At 69.7% G+C, this 15,983-nt stretch carries 12 protein-coding genes and 5 pseudogenes; 5 read left to right on the top strand and 12 right to left on the bottom strand.

Going from position 1 to position 15,983, the window contains the following annotated elements; genetic code table 11:
• Nucleotide 1: 1 nt before the first annotated feature.
• The 6 genes and pseudogenes from ACZ4Z2_RS28340 to ACZ4Z2_RS28315 form a co-directional block, all read right to left on the bottom strand.
• Complete coding sequence (locus tag ACZ4Z2_RS28340; RefSeq protein ID WP_468079740.1) at nucleotides 2-466, bottom strand: hypothetical protein; 465 nt, start codon at nucleotides 464-466, stop codon at nucleotides 2-4.
• A gap of 84 nt (nucleotides 467-550) precedes the next feature.
• Nucleotides 551-903: pseudogene (locus ACZ4Z2_RS28335) on the bottom strand (DoxX family protein).
• Nucleotides 900-2,867, bottom strand: coding sequence for an acetoacetate--CoA ligase (locus ACZ4Z2_RS28330; RefSeq protein ID WP_468079739.1), 1,968 nt, complete (start codon nucleotides 2,865-2,867; stop codon nucleotides 900-902). The pseudogene ACZ4Z2_RS28335 and the gene ACZ4Z2_RS28330 overlap by 4 nt, the downstream one beginning before the upstream one ends.
• Nucleotides 2,864-4,444, bottom strand: a complete 1,581-nt coding sequence (mhpA, locus tag ACZ4Z2_RS28325; protein ID WP_468079737.1) for a bifunctional 3-(3-hydroxy-phenyl)propionate/3-hydroxycinnamic acid hydroxylase MhpA — start codon at nucleotides 4,442-4,444, stop codon at nucleotides 2,864-2,866. Before mhpA ends, ACZ4Z2_RS28330 begins: the two co-directional genes overlap by 4 nt.
• A gap of 10 nt (nucleotides 4,445-4,454) precedes the next feature.
• Nucleotides 4,455-5,393 carry a fumarylacetoacetate hydrolase family protein gene (locus ACZ4Z2_RS28320; protein WP_468079735.1) on the bottom strand — a complete coding sequence of 313 codons (939 nt, stop codon included), beginning with the start codon at nucleotides 5,391-5,393 and terminating at the stop codon, nucleotides 4,455-4,457.
• Between the two features lie 30 nt (nucleotides 5,394-5,423).
• The gene (locus ACZ4Z2_RS28315; RefSeq protein ID WP_468079733.1) at nucleotides 5,424-6,569 is read right to left on the bottom strand and encodes a VOC family protein; all 1,146 of its coding nucleotides are present in this window, start codon (nucleotides 6,567-6,569) and stop codon (nucleotides 5,424-5,426) included.
• A gap of 134 nt (nucleotides 6,570-6,703) precedes the next feature.
• Between ACZ4Z2_RS28315 and ACZ4Z2_RS28310 the strand changes: the two genes are divergently transcribed.
• A complete protein-coding gene (locus ACZ4Z2_RS28310; protein WP_468079732.1) occupies nucleotides 6,704-7,360 on the top strand; it encodes a TetR/AcrR family transcriptional regulator in 657 nt (218 codons plus the stop codon).
• A gap of 721 nt (nucleotides 7,361-8,081) precedes the next feature.
• Here ACZ4Z2_RS28310 and ACZ4Z2_RS28305 read toward each other — a convergent pair.
• A complete protein-coding gene (locus ACZ4Z2_RS28305) occupies nucleotides 8,082-8,402 on the bottom strand; it encodes an SRPBCC family protein (protein ID WP_468079773.1) in 321 nt (106 codons plus the stop codon).
• Nucleotides 8,403-8,534: 132 nt separating this feature from the next.
• Nucleotides 8,535-9,175 (bottom strand): annotated as a pseudogene (locus ACZ4Z2_RS28300) (aldehyde dehydrogenase family protein); the annotation flags it as partial.
• A gap of 246 nt (nucleotides 9,176-9,421) precedes the next feature.
• On the opposite strand from ACZ4Z2_RS28300, the pseudogene ACZ4Z2_RS28295 reads away from it, so the two are divergent.
• Nucleotides 9,422-9,998 (top strand): annotated as a pseudogene (locus tag ACZ4Z2_RS28295) (cellulose binding domain-containing protein); the annotation flags it as partial.
• Nucleotides 9,999-10,141: 143 nt separating this feature from the next.
• On the opposite strand, the gene ACZ4Z2_RS28290 reads toward ACZ4Z2_RS28295, so the two are convergent.
• Complete coding sequence (locus ACZ4Z2_RS28290) at nucleotides 10,142-10,963, bottom strand: hypothetical protein (RefSeq protein ID WP_468079730.1); 822 nt, start codon at nucleotides 10,961-10,963, stop codon at nucleotides 10,142-10,144.
• 209 nt (nucleotides 10,964-11,172) lie between these two features.
• Here ACZ4Z2_RS28290 and ACZ4Z2_RS28285 point away from each other — a divergent pair, with 209 nt between their 5' ends.
• Nucleotides 11,173-12,195 carry a LacI family DNA-binding transcriptional regulator gene (locus ACZ4Z2_RS28285; protein ID WP_468079728.1) on the top strand — a complete coding sequence of 341 codons (1,023 nt, stop codon included), beginning with the start codon at nucleotides 11,173-11,175 and terminating at the stop codon, nucleotides 12,193-12,195.
• Between the two features lie 143 nt (nucleotides 12,196-12,338).
• On the opposite strand, the gene ACZ4Z2_RS28280 is transcribed toward ACZ4Z2_RS28285, so the two are convergent.
• Nucleotides 12,339-12,755: a LutC/YkgG family protein gene (locus tag ACZ4Z2_RS28280; protein WP_468079727.1), complete on the bottom strand. Its 417-nt coding sequence runs from the start codon at nucleotides 12,753-12,755 to the stop codon at nucleotides 12,339-12,341.
• A 26-nt stretch (nucleotides 12,756-12,781) separates the two neighbouring features.
• On the opposite strand from ACZ4Z2_RS28280, the pseudogene ACZ4Z2_RS28275 reads away from it, so the two are divergent.
• Nucleotides 12,782-13,106: pseudogene (locus ACZ4Z2_RS28275) on the top strand (MFS transporter); the annotation flags it as partial.
• Nucleotides 13,107-13,502: 396 nt separating this feature from the next.
• On the opposite strand, the gene ACZ4Z2_RS28270 reads toward ACZ4Z2_RS28275, so the two are convergent.
• A complete protein-coding gene (locus ACZ4Z2_RS28270; protein ID WP_468079772.1) occupies nucleotides 13,503-13,628 on the bottom strand; it encodes an AbfB domain-containing protein in 126 nt (41 codons plus the stop codon).
• Nucleotides 13,629-13,695: 67 nt separating this feature from the next.
• Nucleotides 13,696-13,803: pseudogene (locus ACZ4Z2_RS28265) on the bottom strand (AbfB domain-containing protein); the annotation flags it as partial.
• Nucleotides 13,804-14,576: 773 nt separating this feature from the next.
• On the opposite strand from ACZ4Z2_RS28265, the gene ACZ4Z2_RS28260 reads away from it, so the two are divergent.
• Nucleotides 14,577-14,924, top strand: a complete 348-nt coding sequence (locus ACZ4Z2_RS28260) for an STAS domain-containing protein (protein WP_468079725.1) — start codon at nucleotides 14,577-14,579, stop codon at nucleotides 14,922-14,924.
• Nucleotides 14,925-15,983: the final 1,059 nt, after the last annotated feature.

Genomic DNA, 15,983 nt, shown 5'->3' with positions numbered 1-15,983 from the left:
GTCAGGCGCTGCGGGGCTTTCGGGGGGAGGTCTTCTTGGCCGTCTTCTTCGCGATGGTCCTGTGGGGGGCGGTGGTCTTCCGGGCGGCCGTCTTCTTGTCCGACATGTCGCGGGTCTGGGGCGTGTCCTTGCCGCGCGATGCCTTGGCCTTCGCGACGGACTGCTCCAGCGCCTCGGTGTACTCATCCGCAAACCCCTCCAGGCCCTCCAGCTCCATGCGGTCGATGAGGAGCAGTGCCTCGTCGATCTCCTCCTCGGACAGTTCCGCCATCTCGGGGGCCGGCTCGGAGGGGTCGCGGACTTCGTCGTCCCCGGGCAGCACGTGCAGGACGATCGTGTCGTCGCGGATCCGCAGTTCGGAAACCTCACCCCGCAGGCACCGCACCACGTCGGCGGTCACCTCGTCCGCCATCGGCCCGAGGCCGCCGGCGACGCGGGAGACAAGGTTGGCGGCCGTGTACTCCACGCTCTCGACGGTACGCCGGACGGGAGACCCATGAGCCGTCGCGCATCGGCAGCCTCCCTCTCGACGCGGCGCACACCCGGGCCGTCAACCGGTGGCGATCGCCGCCCCGGCGTACGCCACCGCCATCAGGGCCAGTACCGCAGCGGGCAGGGCCCGCACGGGCAGGTCGCCATGGCGCTGGTGAACCACCGCGGCAGCCACCATGAGCACAGCCAGCCCGGTTGCGGCGGCCACCCCGAGCGGGGCCGAAGCCAGGCCGAGCAGCAGTCGGCCGCTCCGGCCACTTCCAGCGTGCCGATCACACGGTAGAGCCCCGGCGACATGTCGAGATGAGCAGCTGCCTGACGCATGAACGGCACCGCGGCGATCTTCGCCAGGCCCAGGGGGAAGAAGACCAGGAACAGCGCGACAGCAAGGGTGGCGTGTGCGGCTGTCATGCCGATCTGTCCCTGCGCTCAGCGCCCAGGCGGGCGTAGTAGTCGATGAGGGCGGGGGCGTCCACGGCGCCCCGGTTGACGACCTGCTCGACCGGGACTCCTTGGAGGAGGCGTTTGACGGGAACTTCGAGTTTCTTGCCGGTGCGGGTGTGCGGAATGCCCGGTACTTCGAGGATCTCGTCGGGGACGTGGCGAGGTGAGGCCCCGGTCCGGATGGCTTCCTTGATCTTCTCGCGGAGCGGGTCGTCCAGGGTCACCCCGGCGGCTGGGACCACGAACAGCGGCATCCAGTAGCCGCCGTCGTCCTCCTCCGCGCCGATGACCAGGGCTTCCGCGATCTCGGGGAGGCGCTCGACCACGTCGTGGATGTCGGCGCTGCCGAGGCGTACACCGTTGCGGTTCAGCGTGCTGTCGGAGCGGCCGTGCACGATCACCGAGCCGTGGCTGGTGACCGTGATCCAGTCACCGTGCCGCCAGACGCCCGGGTAGGACGAGAAGTAGGCGTCGCCGTAGCGGGTGCCGTCAGGGTCGTTCCAGAAGTACAGCGGCATCGACGGCATGGGGCGGGTGACGACCAGCTCGCCGACCCGGTCCACGACCGGGAAGCCCTCGGCGTCGTGGGCGGCCAGCGCGACGCCCAGGTGGGGTGCGGACAACTCGCCTGCCCACACAGGGACGTTGGGTGCGCTGCCGGCGAAGCCGGACACCACGTCCGTGCCGCCACTGATCGACGCGAGCAGCACGCGCTCACCCACGTGGTCGCGGACCCAGGGGTAGGCGGAGGCCGGCAGGGTCGAGCCGGTGCAGCCGACCACGCGGATCGACGACAGGTCGTGCACGGACGGGTCGATGCCGAACTTGGCCATGCCCAGCAGGTACTGGGGGCTGGTACCGAAGACGGTCACCCGGTGGCGTGCGGCCAGTTGCCACAGGACGTCGGGCTGGGCGAGGGGCGCCGGGCTGCCGTCGTAGGTGCAGGTGGTGGCACCGGTCAGGAGTGTGGAGGCGACCAGGTTCCACATCATCCAGTGGGTAGTGGTGTACCACAGGAGCCGTTCGCCGGGGCCGAGGTCGGAGTGCAGGCCGAGCGTTTTGAGGTGCTCCAGCAGGACGCCTCCGTGGCCGTGGACGATGCCCTTGGGCAGGCCCGTGGTGCCGGAGGAGAACACGACCCACAAAGGGTGGTCGAATGGCACCGGCGTGCAGGTGAGTTCCTCGGTGCGGGTGGCGGCGTCCTCCCACGGGACGACCAGCGACGGGTACGCCCTCGACGGCCACGGCAGGCCCACGTGGCCCACCAGCAGCGTCGCCTTCAGCGTCGGCAGCGCGTGGGCGAGTTCAAGGGTGGCGTCGCGCCGGTCGTGGGCAGTGCCGTTGAAGAGGTAGCCGTCGGCGGCGATCAGGACGGTGGGTTCGAGCTGGGCGAAGCGGTCGGCGGCGGCCTTGGGCGCGTAGTCCTGCCCGCACACCGACCACACGGCGCCCAGGCTCGCGGCCGCGAGGAACGCGACGATCGCGTGCGGGGTGTTGGGCAGATAGCCGACCACCCGGTCGCCCGGTCCCACGCCCAGCTCGCGCAGGGTCGCGGCGACGGAGGCGACCTGGGCGCGCAGGTGGCTCGCGGTCACCTCGTAGCAGGAGCCGGTCTCGTCGAGGGCGATGACCGCCACAGCGTCGTCGGCGAGGTTACGCAGGGCGTGGTGGGCGTAGTTGAGGGTGGCGCCGGGGAACCAGCGGGCGCCGGGCATCCGCTCCTCGGCCAGCACCTGCTCGTACGGTGTGTCCGCGTCGATGTCGAAGTACTCCCACACCGCCCCCCAGAAGCCCTCCAGGTCCGTGACCGACCAGCGGTACAGGTCGGCGTAGTCGGCGCCGGACATCCCGACATGGCGGGCGAAGTCCATGAGGTTGCTGTCCGCGACGGCCTGCGGATCCGGCGTCATGAAAGGGTCGGGCACGCTCATCGTGTGACGCTCCTCAGCAGGCTGTCGTCGACGGTCCGTCGGGGCGGGTGGGGACTGCGGGTGGTGTGCAGGAGGGACGCCCAGGTGGTGGTGCCGGTGAAGTCCCGGCCCCCGGCGGGGACGACGTCCATCACGACGCGGTCGGGGCGCAGCAGGACGGCGTCCGCGCGGCCGGCGCGCAGCCAGGCGGCGAGTGTGCCGTCGTCGCCGAGGCCGGTGACGGGGATCGCCCGGACGCCGAGCGCGTGGGCGAGGGCGTTCAGCGAGGGCCAGGGATCGGCAGTGGTCAGGATGGTGAAGGAGTCGCCGAGCACCTCGTCGAGGCGGCTGCGCCGTCCGTCGGCGGTGATCCATGGTTGGGGGCAGTGCGTACCCGCAAGGCCCTTGCGGCGGCGGCGTACGAGGTGTCCCGTGGTCAGGGGCGGGCTGAGGTCGCGGCCGACCACCGTGGTGAGCCCGGGTACGCGGCAGGTCGCAGCCAGCACCCGGCGGCGGATCGCGGCGGCACTGTCCTGGCCGCCGGTCATGGCCCAGCCCATGGCGACCGCGAGCCGGATCACATGCCGGGCGTGCGGCTTGCGTTCACTCTCGTAGGTCTGCAGCATCCGCTCGTCACCGCCCTGTTGGAGGACGCGGGCGAGTTTCCACGTGAGGTTGTAGGCGTCCCGCAGACCAGAACACAGCCCTTGGCCGATGAACGGCGGGGTGAGGTGCGCGGCGTCGCCGAGCAGGAAGACCCGTCCGCTGCGCCAGCGGTCGGCGACGCGCGCCCGGAAGGTGTACTGCGTCTCGCGGACGATCTCGAAGTCCCCCTCGTAGGAGGGTGGCAGCCACGGGGCGACCAGCTCGCGGACCGTCTCCTGGCTGTCCCGCAGCCGGAACTCCCAGCGGTAGCGGTCCTCGCCGACACGCATGAAGGTGGCCGGCCGGTCCGGGTCGCAGACCTGGTCGACCCCCTCCCAGCAGCGCACGTCGGCTGTCGTGCGGACGTCGACGACGGTCCAGCGTTCCTCGAAGCGCAGGTCCTCCCATACGGCCCCGATGGCCTCGCGGGTGACGCTGTTGGCGCCGTCGCAGCCGAGGACCGCTTCGGCCCACAGCTCGTGCTCGCCGTCGTCGTCCCGGTAGGTCACGCGCACGGGGCCTTCGGTGTCGGGGCCGATGCCGGTGACCTCCACGCCGCTCCGCAGTTCGCATTCCGGGTGCCGGGTGAGGCCGTCGCGCAGCAGCCGCTCCAGCTCGGGCTGGTCGAACATGCTGGTCTGCGGGTAGCCGTGCAGACCGTGCCCGGTGCGGCGGAACTCGGCCATCACCCGGTGCCGGGCGTCCAGCAGCCGCAGCCCGTTCGCCGGGCGGGCGATCGCGGCGAACTCCTCCCCCACTCCTGCCGCCTGAAGGATCCTGCGCACCTCGTCGTCAGTGGCGACGGCACGCGGGAGCGGGTAGACGTCCTGGTGGCGTTCCAGGACGACGGTGCGGAGTCCGCGCCGGGCGAGGAGCAGGGCGGCGGTCACGCCCACCGGTCCGGCGCCGATGATCACCACGGGTACGTCCGCCCCGTCACGTTCGACGATCATGTTTGGCGTCTCACTTCGCGTCCGTGATAGGGGTGCGCTGCTCGCCGAGGTCGATCCGGCCGTCCGGCGTCGCGATCGTCGCCGTCATCACGTCACCCGTGTGCAGGTAGTGCGCGTTCTTCGCCTGCGACCTGAAGAACGCCTTCCATTTGACGGCGGGCGGCAGCAGGGCGCCGATCTTCTCGACCAGCTTGGGCGGGGCCTTCAGCGCGGTGCCACCGGGCGTGCCGGTCAGCAGCAGGTCGCCGGGGTCGAGGGTCTGGAAGCGGGCCAGCAGGGTCAAAGCCTGCGCCGGGCGGACGATCATGTCGGCGAGGGTGCGGTCCTGGCGCAGCTCGCCGTTGACGGACAACTGCAGTCGCAGGTCGAGGAGATGGGCGAAGTCGTCGGGCTCCAGCAGCGCCAGGTACGGCCCGGTCGGGGTGAAGGTGGGGTACGACTTGCTCTCGTAGAACTGCGTCTTGGTCAGCTGCACCTCGCGGGCGCTGATGTCGTTGATGATCACCAGCCCGGCGACGTACGAGGGGAGGTCCCGCTCCTCGACCACCGTGCCGATGGGCAGGGGCGCGCCCATGACCAGGCCGAGCTCGATCTCGTAGTCGAGGAACCTGACGTGGGAGGGGCGGGCGACGGCCTCGCCGGGTCCGCTGACCGAGCCGGACGCCTTGCGGAAGAAGGCGGGCGGGATGTCGCCGGTGAAGCCCGAGTCGCGGGCATGGCTGCGGTAGTTGACCATCTGGGCGACCACCCGGCAGGGCGTGGTGACCGGCGAGAGCGCCACCAGGTCGGCGACAGGCGTGCCCGGCTCACCCGAGAGTGCCGCGTCGCGTACGGCGTCACGGTCGGCGATCAGCTCGGCGGTGGTGACGGCCTTGGTGTCCACGGGGACGGCACGGTCACCGAGGACCGCCCACCATCCGTCGACCGTGCGCAGGACGTTCGTACTCATGTCATTGCCTTCATCAGGGGTCGGTCGGGGTCAGGAGTTGGCGGCCTTGAGCAGGCCCAGCAGGCGCGCCGCATCCATCTCGTTGTCGTCGCGCAGGGCCTGGATGACGTCGCGGACCCGCTGCGGGGAGGGGCTCGCGCCGAGGAAGTCGCGGGTGGCGGGCGGGCCCCACTGGGCCAGGCCGCTGGTCGACAGGGGTGCCCAGCCCGGCTCGACGTCGCTGGAGAACAGGTCGCCGTCGGCGAAGTGCTCCAGCATGAAGCGGTCGGGGTCGCGCCAGTAGTCGAAGAGCTGGCTGCCCTGGACGTGCCGACCGATACCCCAACTGTGCTTGTAGCCGCGCTCCTTGAGGTACTCGCCGCCGGCGGCGATGGAGTCCAGGTCGGTGACCTGGTAGGCGGAGTGGACGTACCCCGTGCCCGGGCCCAGGTGCATGGCCAGGGTGTGGTGGTCGGCCGGCACGTTGCCCAGGTCGCAGCGGATGAACGCCATCGTCGGGCCGCGGTCGCGCTGCCCGTCCAGGAACAGGAAGTCGGACACGATCATCCCGAGGGTGTCCAGGTACCAGTCCAGCGCCTGCGCGAACACCCTTGTCTCCAGCACCACATGCCCCAGCCGCTGGATACGGGAGGGTTCGCGCGGCGGACGCTGGGTGGCGTTCGTACGACGGTGATCCGTGCCGAAGTTGAACAGCAGTGGCCGCTGCTCCGGCAACGCGGGGAGCTGTTCGCCGCAGTGCACCACCCGCACCGGGAAGCCCGAGGGGTCGAGCAGGTCGACCGCCTTGCCGCCACCGGGAACGTCGGCATCCCGTACGGACGATCCGGTGGCCCGCGCCAGCCGGTCCAGGTCGGCCCGCTCCGCCGCACGGAACGCCGGGCCGATGAAACGGGACGTACGACCGCGCCGGATCACCATGCACGGCGAGCCCGCGAAGGTGCCCCGCAGCCACAGCCCACTCTCCGTGCGTGCGGCGACCTGGAAGCCGAAGTCCCGGGCGAAGACCTCGGCCCGCTCCAAGTCCGGCTTCTCGAACTCCAGCCAGGCCAGGTCCGCGACCTTGATCACGGGATTGCGGGAGCGACCGGGATGCTCACCGCGCAGGGCGCCCTGTTCGCTGTGCAGGTCCTGGTGGGCCGTCTTGACATCGGGCCCGTGGACGCGGGTTTCAGACATGGTGCCCTCCGAGCAGTATCGCTTCAATGAAGAAATCATCAGGTCTGACAATTCTGTCGTCAAGATATTCACGGCAGGATTGATGAACTCATCAGAGCTGCTATTGTCATCGCACGGGCGGGTAGACTCTGCGCATGTCTACGTCAGCACCGCCCAGCAACCGCTTCGAGCGGCGCCGCGCCGAGACCCGTCGGGCGCTCGTCCGCGCGGCCCGGCAGATACTGGCCGAAACCGGGGACACCAGCGCCAGCATCCAGGCGATCGCCGAACGCGCGGACGTCGGTTTCGGATCCTTCTACAACCACTTCGAGTCCAAGACGGAGCTGTTCGAGGCAGCCGTGGTGGACGCGCTGGAGGAGTTCGGCCGGAACTTCGATGAGCGCCTGACGGGGATCGACGACCCGGCGGAACTCGTCGCGGCGGGCTTCCGGCTCAGCGCCCGCATGGCCGACTCCCATCCCGAGCTGATGCAGGTCCTGCGCCGCCGCGGCCTCGGTCACATCCACTCGGACAACGGCCTGGCCCGGCGGGCACTGCGAGACCTTGAGGCCGGCCTGACGTCCGGCCGCTTCACCCCCGTCGATCCGGTGGTCGCCCTGACCGCACTGGGCGGAACCCTGTTGTCCCTGGTGGAGATGCGATTCGCCCGCCCCGACCTGGACGGCGACGAGGCCGCCGTGAACCTCGCCGAGATGGTCCTGCGCATGCTGGGCGTACCCCAGGACGACGCCCACGAAGTCGCCCGGCGCCCCCTCCCCGCCCCCGCCTCACCGGCCGCTTCCACGCGGTGAGCGACGGCTCGGCCGGAAGGTGGCCGAGCGGCCGGCGAAGTCGGCGCCGATCGCGTCCCGCCGGGGAATGACGGCGTACGGGTGCGGCCCTCGAGGACGTTCCACAGCGGGAGGGGGCCTGTTGAAAGGTCCTTTCACTATGAGCCTCCGATCAGGTCGCGTGGTCTGGTGCCGTGCGTCGCAAGGCACCGGAGCGCCCTCGATGGGGGTCCCCCGCTCGAGCGAGGCCGAGGGTGCGGGAGGAGCCACGTGGGCGGTCCGGCGACGCGGCGAGGTGCGGTGCCAGGCCGCGCGACCCGGGCGGGCATGGTGAAAGGACCCCTGAGGCGTGATCCACCCTGGTCAGCAGCGCCTTCAGCGAAGGGAGCAGCTCACCCTGGACGCTGCGGACGTCCGTGAAGGCGACCGGGGAGTGTGGGCTGCCGCGGCCGTCGGCCTGGTGATCAACGGAGCTGCGCTGTTCGGCACGTCCGCAAGATGCCGGAGCCGTGCCCCGCGATCGTCCGGCCCGCCCCACCCTCACCGGCGAAGATCTCTGCGGCGTAGGCCGCCATCGGCCTGATCGTGGTGGCCGCACTCGGCGGACCGACCGTCAGGGCCCGGCTCCGAGGCCCCGCCTGGGACAGGGAGGCGGGCCAGGTCACCCGAACCGAACCGCACGGAAGTGTTCCGCTGCGTCACCGCCGCCGGCCCGGCTCTCACCTCGTGCGCCCCTGCCCCATCAGGGGTGCGCGGCGAAGTACCGGGCGATGCCCGTGATCCCCTCGCTCACGGCTCCCTCGACGATGGGTGCCAGCGCCTCGGGAAGGATTTCCTGGCTGTAGACCACGCGTGAGCCGTCCGCGTCGGGAAGCACGTCGATGGTGCCCAGGTGGAAGTCGATGGGCTGAGGCATGCCTTCGACGAACCGGTACTGGAAGCGGCGCAGTGCGTCGTCCTTCGTCACGACGAGGGACTTCAGCGTGCCCTCGGCCGTGGTCAGGTGGCGGTGCGTGCCGTCGAAGTGCGCCTCCCGCACGGCCGGGAACCACTGCGGAATCATGCTCACGTCGGTGAGCACGGCCCAGACGCGGCCGGGGTCCTGTGCGAGTCGGGTGTCGAAGCGGAACGTTGCCAAGGGGAACTCCCTGGTTGTGGTGATGACGACTTCGGACAGGCGCCGTACGGCGAAGGATCAGAAGGGGTAGAGGGAATGCTCGGTGGAGAGGTGACCCAACGGGTGTTCGAGAAGGACTCGATGCCCCAGCGCCCTCCGAAGCGGCCGTAACCGGAGGCCGCGAAACCGCCGAAGGGTGCCTGCGGTTCGTCCCCCACCGACTGGTCGTTCACATGCACGATGCCGGTGCGGATACGGCGTGCCACCTTCAGGCCATGGGTGCCGTTCTCGGTGAGGATGCCGCAACTGAGGCCGTGCTCGGTGTCGTTCGCAAGGGCCACCGCCTCGTCATCGTCCGCGAAGGCCCTGACGGCGACGACGGGTCCGAAGGCCTCGGCGTGGTGCAGTTCCGCGTCCTCGGGCAGGTCGGTCAGCACGGTCGCCGGATACAGGGCCCCCTCCGGCCTGCCACCGCCGGTCAGGACGCGCGCGCCGTTGCCGACCGCGTCCGTGACCAGGGCAGCGACCCGCCACGCGGCGGCTTCGTCCACCAGCGGGCCGATGACGGTGCCAGGCAGGCCCGGATCGCCGCTCGGCAGACCGGCGACCTTCGCGGTGAACCGCCGGGTGAACTCGCCGACGAGTGAGGTGTGCACCAGGACGCGGTCGGCGCACATGCGGACCTGGCCGGAGTTCATGAACGCGGCGAACGCGGCGGCGTGTCACCCGCCACGGCACCGCTGTCACCGGCTCCGCATCCTGATGCACCCACCGCACCCCCGGTGCGGAGCCGCTCTCCCGGCTCCGCACCGGTCCTCGTACACGTCGCCCACCCGGCCGGGACTGCCCTGGCTGAACTCACCGGCGGAGGATCGCCACGCGGCGACCTGCGAAAATCCGAGTTGTTCAAGTCGCTGCCGGAAGTACCCGTGCGATCGACGCCGAGTTCGGCGTCGCGCAGGCCATGGTCGAGCAGCAACGGCTCCGACGACGTGCTGTCCTTCGTCGCGCCGTCGGCGATGGACAGCTGGAGCTTCGACGCGATGGACTTCGTCCGGCAGGCCGTCTCCCGTGGACTCGCACAGAACGACTGGTGCCTGACGAGCGTTCAGGCGGGCCTCGAGCCTTGGCGGAACGGCGTGGGGCAAGCGGTGAACTCCTTCTCGTCAACCGTCAACCGTCAACCTCGGCGGCGGCACACCCGGCCAGGAACTCCCGGCGGGCCCGCGGCATGCAAGGTGGCCTACAGCACCAGCGTGTGGCAGGGCGGCTTCACCGCCGATGTCACCTTGACCAACACGCATTCCACGCCGGTCAACGGTTGGAATCTCGCGTTCACCCTACGCGTGGGGCAGACGATCACCAGCGCGTGGAACGCCGGGATCTCTCCGTCGTCGGGAGCGGTCACGGCCGACAACCTGGCGTACCACGCATCTCTTGCGCCTGGCGGCCAGGTCTCCTTCGGCTTCCATGCCTCTCACAGCGGTGGCTTCACCTCCGGCCGCCTTCAACCTGAACGGCACGCCCTGCACCACCGCGTGATGTATTCACCATGACTCGCCTGATCCGAGCCGCCGGTCGGCCGGCCGCCCCACTGCCGAGCACACACCGGACCCGAGTCGCAGTCACTCACCCGGGACCCGCCCGCCAGGCTCGTGCCTGACGGGCGGCGGGTCCCGTCTTTCTCATGAGGCACCCGTCTCCGACTGTTCGCATGCGTTCCACCCGCGCACACGGTGGACATGAGCGGTCTTCGGGTAGGAGGTCTCGGCGTCCGAGCGTGGGCCGATCTCGAACAGGTCGATCATCAAGAAGAGCGGGTAGGTGGGAGCCTGACGCGTCCGCTTCACCATGACGCCCTCGCAGCCGATGATCGTGCCCGATGGCCCCCACACAGCCGTCCAGGTGTGGGGTTTCGAGGCGTCCAGAGGAAGGACGACTTCCGTCATGTCGGTTGTCAACCGCCTGTCCGAATGGGCTTTCACCCCGCACCGGGCGTGACTCTGCCCCTCGCCGACGGCGTCGGCGTCGATCTCGAAGACACAGATCTCACCGCTCTCCCCCTCCGACAGATGCTCCGTGCCCACAAGCCACGCCGCGAGCATGCACCCCTCGTCCACGCTCGCGCTCACCGTCACCTCCACCCGTCCGGCCGTGGGCGCCCAGAGCAGCCGCTCGGGGGTCTGCGTGCGGACGGCGAGTCCGTCGGAACGGTGTCGGTGTGTTCCCCGGTGAGATCCCACCGGGCCGGAGAACACGCCGGTCTGCACATTGGACACACGGAGCGGAGCGTCCTCCTCTCGCCAGTCCGGCTGGTCGGCGTCGATACGCAGCCGCAGTCCCGATTCGTCGATGTCGTAGCGTGCCCGAGACCGCTCGGGTGACGTCCAGTGAGGCAGATAGTGATCGACCCAGCAATCCTTCCTGAGCTGCGGAACGGCGAAATCGTCCTCGAAGTCAGGCTCACGAGCCGGAGAATCGGGGAGCAGCAGGACATCTTCACCCATGCCACCATCGTCCCAGACGACGGCCCTGGCCTGTCGGCGCTGCTCCCCCTGTGCGCGGAACGAAGCCGGCGATGTGCACAGCGCGTTGACTCATGAATGACGCGAACGCGACGTCGTCACCTGGCCGACTCAGCACGGGTCACGCCGGGAAGCCGTGTGCCCCGTTCCTTCGCCCCGTAAGATCGGATGATCTCGTGGGGGAGGTGGTCATGGGCAGGCGACGCCCCGGTACACCGACGCTGGAAGAGGTGGCCGCTCACGCCGGGGTGGGGCGTGGCACGGTGTCTCGCGTCATCAACAACGCGGCTGGTGTGAGGGAGTCGACGCGCGAAGCCGTGCAGCGAGCCATCGAGGAGCTGGGGTACGTTCCCAATCTCGCGGCGCGCTCCCTGGCCGGGCAGCGGACCGATGCCGTCGCTCTCGTCCTGACGGAGCCCGACTGGCGCGTGTTCGCCGAGCCGTTCTTCTCGGAGATCGTCCGCTCGCTCGGGGACGCGCTGGCGCACACCGGGATGCAACTGCTGCTGACCCTGGTGCGCTCGGACATCGAGCGCAAGCGCTTCCTGGAGTACGCGCGCGGCGGTCGGGTCGACGGGGTACTGCTGTTGTCCGTGCATGCGGGAGACCGGCTCCCGGACATGCTCGCCGAGGCGCGGCTGCCGACCGTGATGCTGGGCCGCCGCTCGGGCGACGAGTACGTCAGTTACGTGGACGCGGACAATGTGGGCGGTGCCCGCAGCGCCGTCTCCCACCTGCTGGCACGGAGCCGCGGAACGATCGCCACCATCACGGGGCCGCTGGACATGTACGTCGCCCAGTGCCGGCTGCGCGGCTACCGGGATGCTCTGACGCTTGCCGGCTTGAGGTACGAGGAGTCCTTGGTCGCCGAAAGCGACTTCTCGGAGGACAGCGGGCGCCGCGCCATGGCGGAACTCCTCGAACGGCACCCGGACATCGACGGCGTCCTCGCCGCGTCGGACACCACGGCGGCGGGGGCTCTGCATGCACTGCGTGCGGCGGGACGGCGCGTACCGGAGGATGTCGCCGTGATCGGTTTCGACGACTTTCCGCTGGCTCAGCGCACCGATCCGCCTCTGACCACCGTGCGTCAGCCGCTGGAGGAGATGGGCCGGGCCATGATCCGGCTGCTCCTGGAGGACATGGACGAGCCGTCGGTGGCCTACCGCCACGTCATCCTCCGCACGCAGCTGCAGGTCCGTGAATCGGCGTGACGAGCGTCTTCGCCCGCCGGGTGTCCCGAGCCGGAGACGACCGCCACGGGTTTCGGGAGCGCTCTCACTCGCTGGGCCGTGCCGGCGGTCCACCGCTCGGGTACATCGCCCGCCAGGCGCCTGCTGCCACCCGGATCCGGCCGCTACGTGTCCCCGATGACGATGATGTCCAGCGTCCGCGGTCCCTGCACGCCTTCGACGCGGTCCAGCTCGATGTCGCTGGTCGCCGAGGGACCGGACACGAGCGTCAGGGGCCGGTACGGATCGATGCGGCCAAGAGCCTCGGGCACATCGAAGACGATCTGGCCCTCGCGGACCAGGCAGATGTGCTGGTCCGGAAGGAGGGTCAGGGCCCGGCGCCCCTGGCCGGGGCCATGGTCGAGTATCACGGTCCCGGTCACGGCGATGGCGGTCGTGGCGGTGGTGAGCACCGCGTCCGCCGCGTCGAGCTGCCCCGGGGTCAGCGACGGGGAGTCCTGCAGCCGGGACCAGGGTCCTTGGGGAATCAGGCCGGCGGGAAGGCCCGGCGGGACGACCAGCGAACGTGCTCCGGTCCGCACCAGCGCGTCCTGGACCGCTATGGCGGCCCCCTGGCATGAGCCTGGCCGTCACAGGCGTGGACGCCGAGCACTCCGGGTCGCCTCCGCCACCGTCAACGCCATGTTGCAGGTCGGCGGCTCGATCGGCACCGCCCTGCTCAACACCCTGCCACCAGCGCCGCCACCGACTCTCTGACCGGCAAGGACCCCGGGGACCCCGCCGTGCAGGCCCATGCGGGCCTGGATGCCTACTCCACCGCCTACTGGTGGTCGGCCGTCTTCTTCGCCGTCGGACTGGTCATCAGCGTCATCCTCTACCGACGCGGCGTGCCGGAGCAGGACCCGGACGCCGCCCCCGTCGTACACATGTGACGTCGGAGAAAGGGCCGGACCGATCCGGTGTACCGGGTCGGTTCGGCCCATCGGCGCGCCGGCGTCGCCGGTCCTCTGCGGCGGGAAGTCGTACAGCCGACGTGGGTCCATATGACCGTTCCGGCCCCACCGAACACCGTGATGCTTGAGCATGCGGAGGTCGACCTCATCGTCGGCCGCAGACGGAGGTGGGCGATCGGCACCCTGGTCGAGCGCACCAGCCCGCTAGGGGCATCGTGCCGCGGAGACAAGACCCCCGCCGAAGCCATACCGGAATACCCGCAGGCCCATTGACCAGGTGATTCACAACGACTGCGGGATGCCGCCCGTCCCCGGTGGGAGAGCGGACGGCAGGCTGGAGGTGGCCCGAGAGCGTCGGCATCCCTGTCGGTGGGGTCAGCTCGTCACGCGGAAGGTGGCGTCGCTGCGTCCCGTGGCGGTGGTGATCGGGTCCAGCCGCAGTTCGTAGGCGTAGTGGCGGATGTAGTGGTCGGGGTGGTCGTACGACTGGAAGAGGACCAGGTGGGGTTGCGAGGCCGGCGACCTGGCGGAAGGTGGCGTCGGCGGCGAACTGGGCGGTGCCGTCGTTGTGGACCAGTTGGAAGTCGTAGTTGGCGTGGCGCAGGAAGTACCCGGGGAAGTTCACCGACTCGAAGGAGACGGTGCCGGGTCCCGCCAGGCCGGGTCTGAGCCGCAACTTGGCGTCCTCACTGGTGACGTTCTGGTCGATGCGTACGTCGAATTGGTGTGCCGCACGTACCGGTCCTGGAAGTCGTACGACTGCAGCCGGTTGACGGTGGTGCCGGGCCAGCGGGTGAGGACGCGGGTCTCCTCTCCTCGGCGGCCGTCAGGTTCAGGATCGAGCCGTGGCGCTTCTTCGGCCCGCCCACGTTGTAGCTGCTCGACGCCGGAATCTGGTAGGTGCCGATGGCGGAGGGGTGGTCGTCCTGCCCGGCATGTAACCACGCCCCGAGGCGTACTGGTCGAGGTAGAGGGTCCACTCGTTGCGGTCACGGAACCTCATCCACATCGGGCCCTCCACCTGGGAACCGGTCAGGCCGATGCCGGAGAGGTTGCCGAGAGTCGTCCAGGTCCCGAGGATCGAGTTGCTGCCTTCGAGGGTGATCTGGCCGTCGCCGGAGGCGCGCACGTAACGGTAGTTGCCACACCGGTCGGCACCTCGACGATCTGGGTGTCGATGAGTTGTCCTTGCGCCATGCCACCGTCGGGGAAGACGGCACAGTGGGTTGATGAGGGACTGGTGAACGCTGACCCGCCTATGCGACGCTTCAGGGACAACCAGCCTGGTCTGGTGAGAGGCCCCGCGCCGCCCTTGCTGGTCACCTTGTCGGTGACCGGGGCGCGGTACGGGTTGTCTTGCTCGGCTGTACGCCGCCCCACGCCGCGTGCTTGATGCCCTCCCCCACAGAGGGCGTGATGGGCTCGACCCCGGAAATCGAGGGGCGAACCGTGAGCGATCTCACCGTGCTTTCACAGCGGTACCCCGACCGCAGCGTGATCACCGTGCGCGGGGAGATAGATGCGCATACCTGTCCCCAGCTGGAGAGGGCCGCGGCCGCCATCCCGCTGAGCGGCAAGACGTTGTACGTGGACCTGTCGGGCGTGTCCTTCATGGACTCCAGCGGGCTGAACCTGCTCGTGCAGCTGCGTCGGCGCCTTCACGCCCAAGGCGTCGGCCTGACCGTCACAGGGCTCCAGCCCCAGCCCGCACATCTCCTGGAGATCACGGAAACCTACGCCCTCTTCACGGCCGATAGCACCGGGGTGGACGACTCGGATGAGGCGCTGACCGCATGACCTGTCCGGTCAGGTCAGCGGTGGACCAGACGCAAGGACTGCCGGACTGCGGGAGAGGGCGCACAGTCACGTCCCGTGCCCGAACTTCGTCGACGCCGACGAGCTTGGCGTCGGCGAGGCGGCGGTTGCCGTCGACGACGACGTATTCACCTGATGCGAGCTCTCTGTGTCCGCACCAATGCCGATGCCTGCAGCCGCCCCCAGGGGCGCACAGGAGGCAGCGGCGCGGACGGCGGCAAACTGCCAGCGGGCCCTTGCTCACCTCAGTCCGCTCATAGAGGCGAGCGGCCAGAGCCGCAGACAGAACGATGCCACTGGGAAGCTGGTCGGCGGGCCGCGTCAAAGGGGTGGGCTGGCCAGGCAGCCATGCCTGGCCGCGAGACGGCAAATGTCACCCGACCGGCCTACACGCTTTCGCGCCGGGCGAGCGCCATAGCCTCGTTCGGACCAGTCTGATCAGGAGCCTATGCCACCGCGTTCCCGTGATCACTGCTCCACCGGGAGGCGTCATGGTCGTGATTGCTCTGCTCCTGCCGGTGTTCCTCGTGCTCATGCTGTTCGGGCTGGACACGTTGGAGAACTTTTTGTTCCCCCAGCACACGAAAGAGTCCCAGCACACGAAAGAGTCCCAGCACGACGCGGAAGAATCTCGGAAGTCACTGGGACCTGCGGCAACCATCAGCTTCCTTGCGCCGTCTGACGAACCACCCGCTTAGTCCCCCTCAGCGACGGCAGGCTACAGCCGCCAGCCCGGGGCACACCCGCCTCGCACCGTCCAAGACGTCTACCTCGTGCGTGTGCGGCGGACGCGCGAACATGCTCGTCCTCCGGCTGCAGCGAATCCCCGGGGCCAGGCGGTTGCGCGGTCGGGTACGCGCGCATGGAGGGCTATGGTGCGGTGCGGCGGTCCCCCGTTGTGCGTGGCGGCTTGTCGGACTGCGCGTGGCGGAGGACGTGATGGGGCCCCGGCGCTGCTTCGTCCGCTGCAGCGGGCGTAGTTGTTCTTGTAGTACAGCTGGTGCGCCCGCTGGCCGGAGGTGTTGAAGCGGTCGTCGTCCA

This window comes from Streptomyces sp. NPDC030183 (assembly GCF_055573455.1).
The sequence above is the reverse complement of the archived record's forward strand: the minus strand, read 5'-3'. Positions and strand labels throughout refer to the sequence as shown.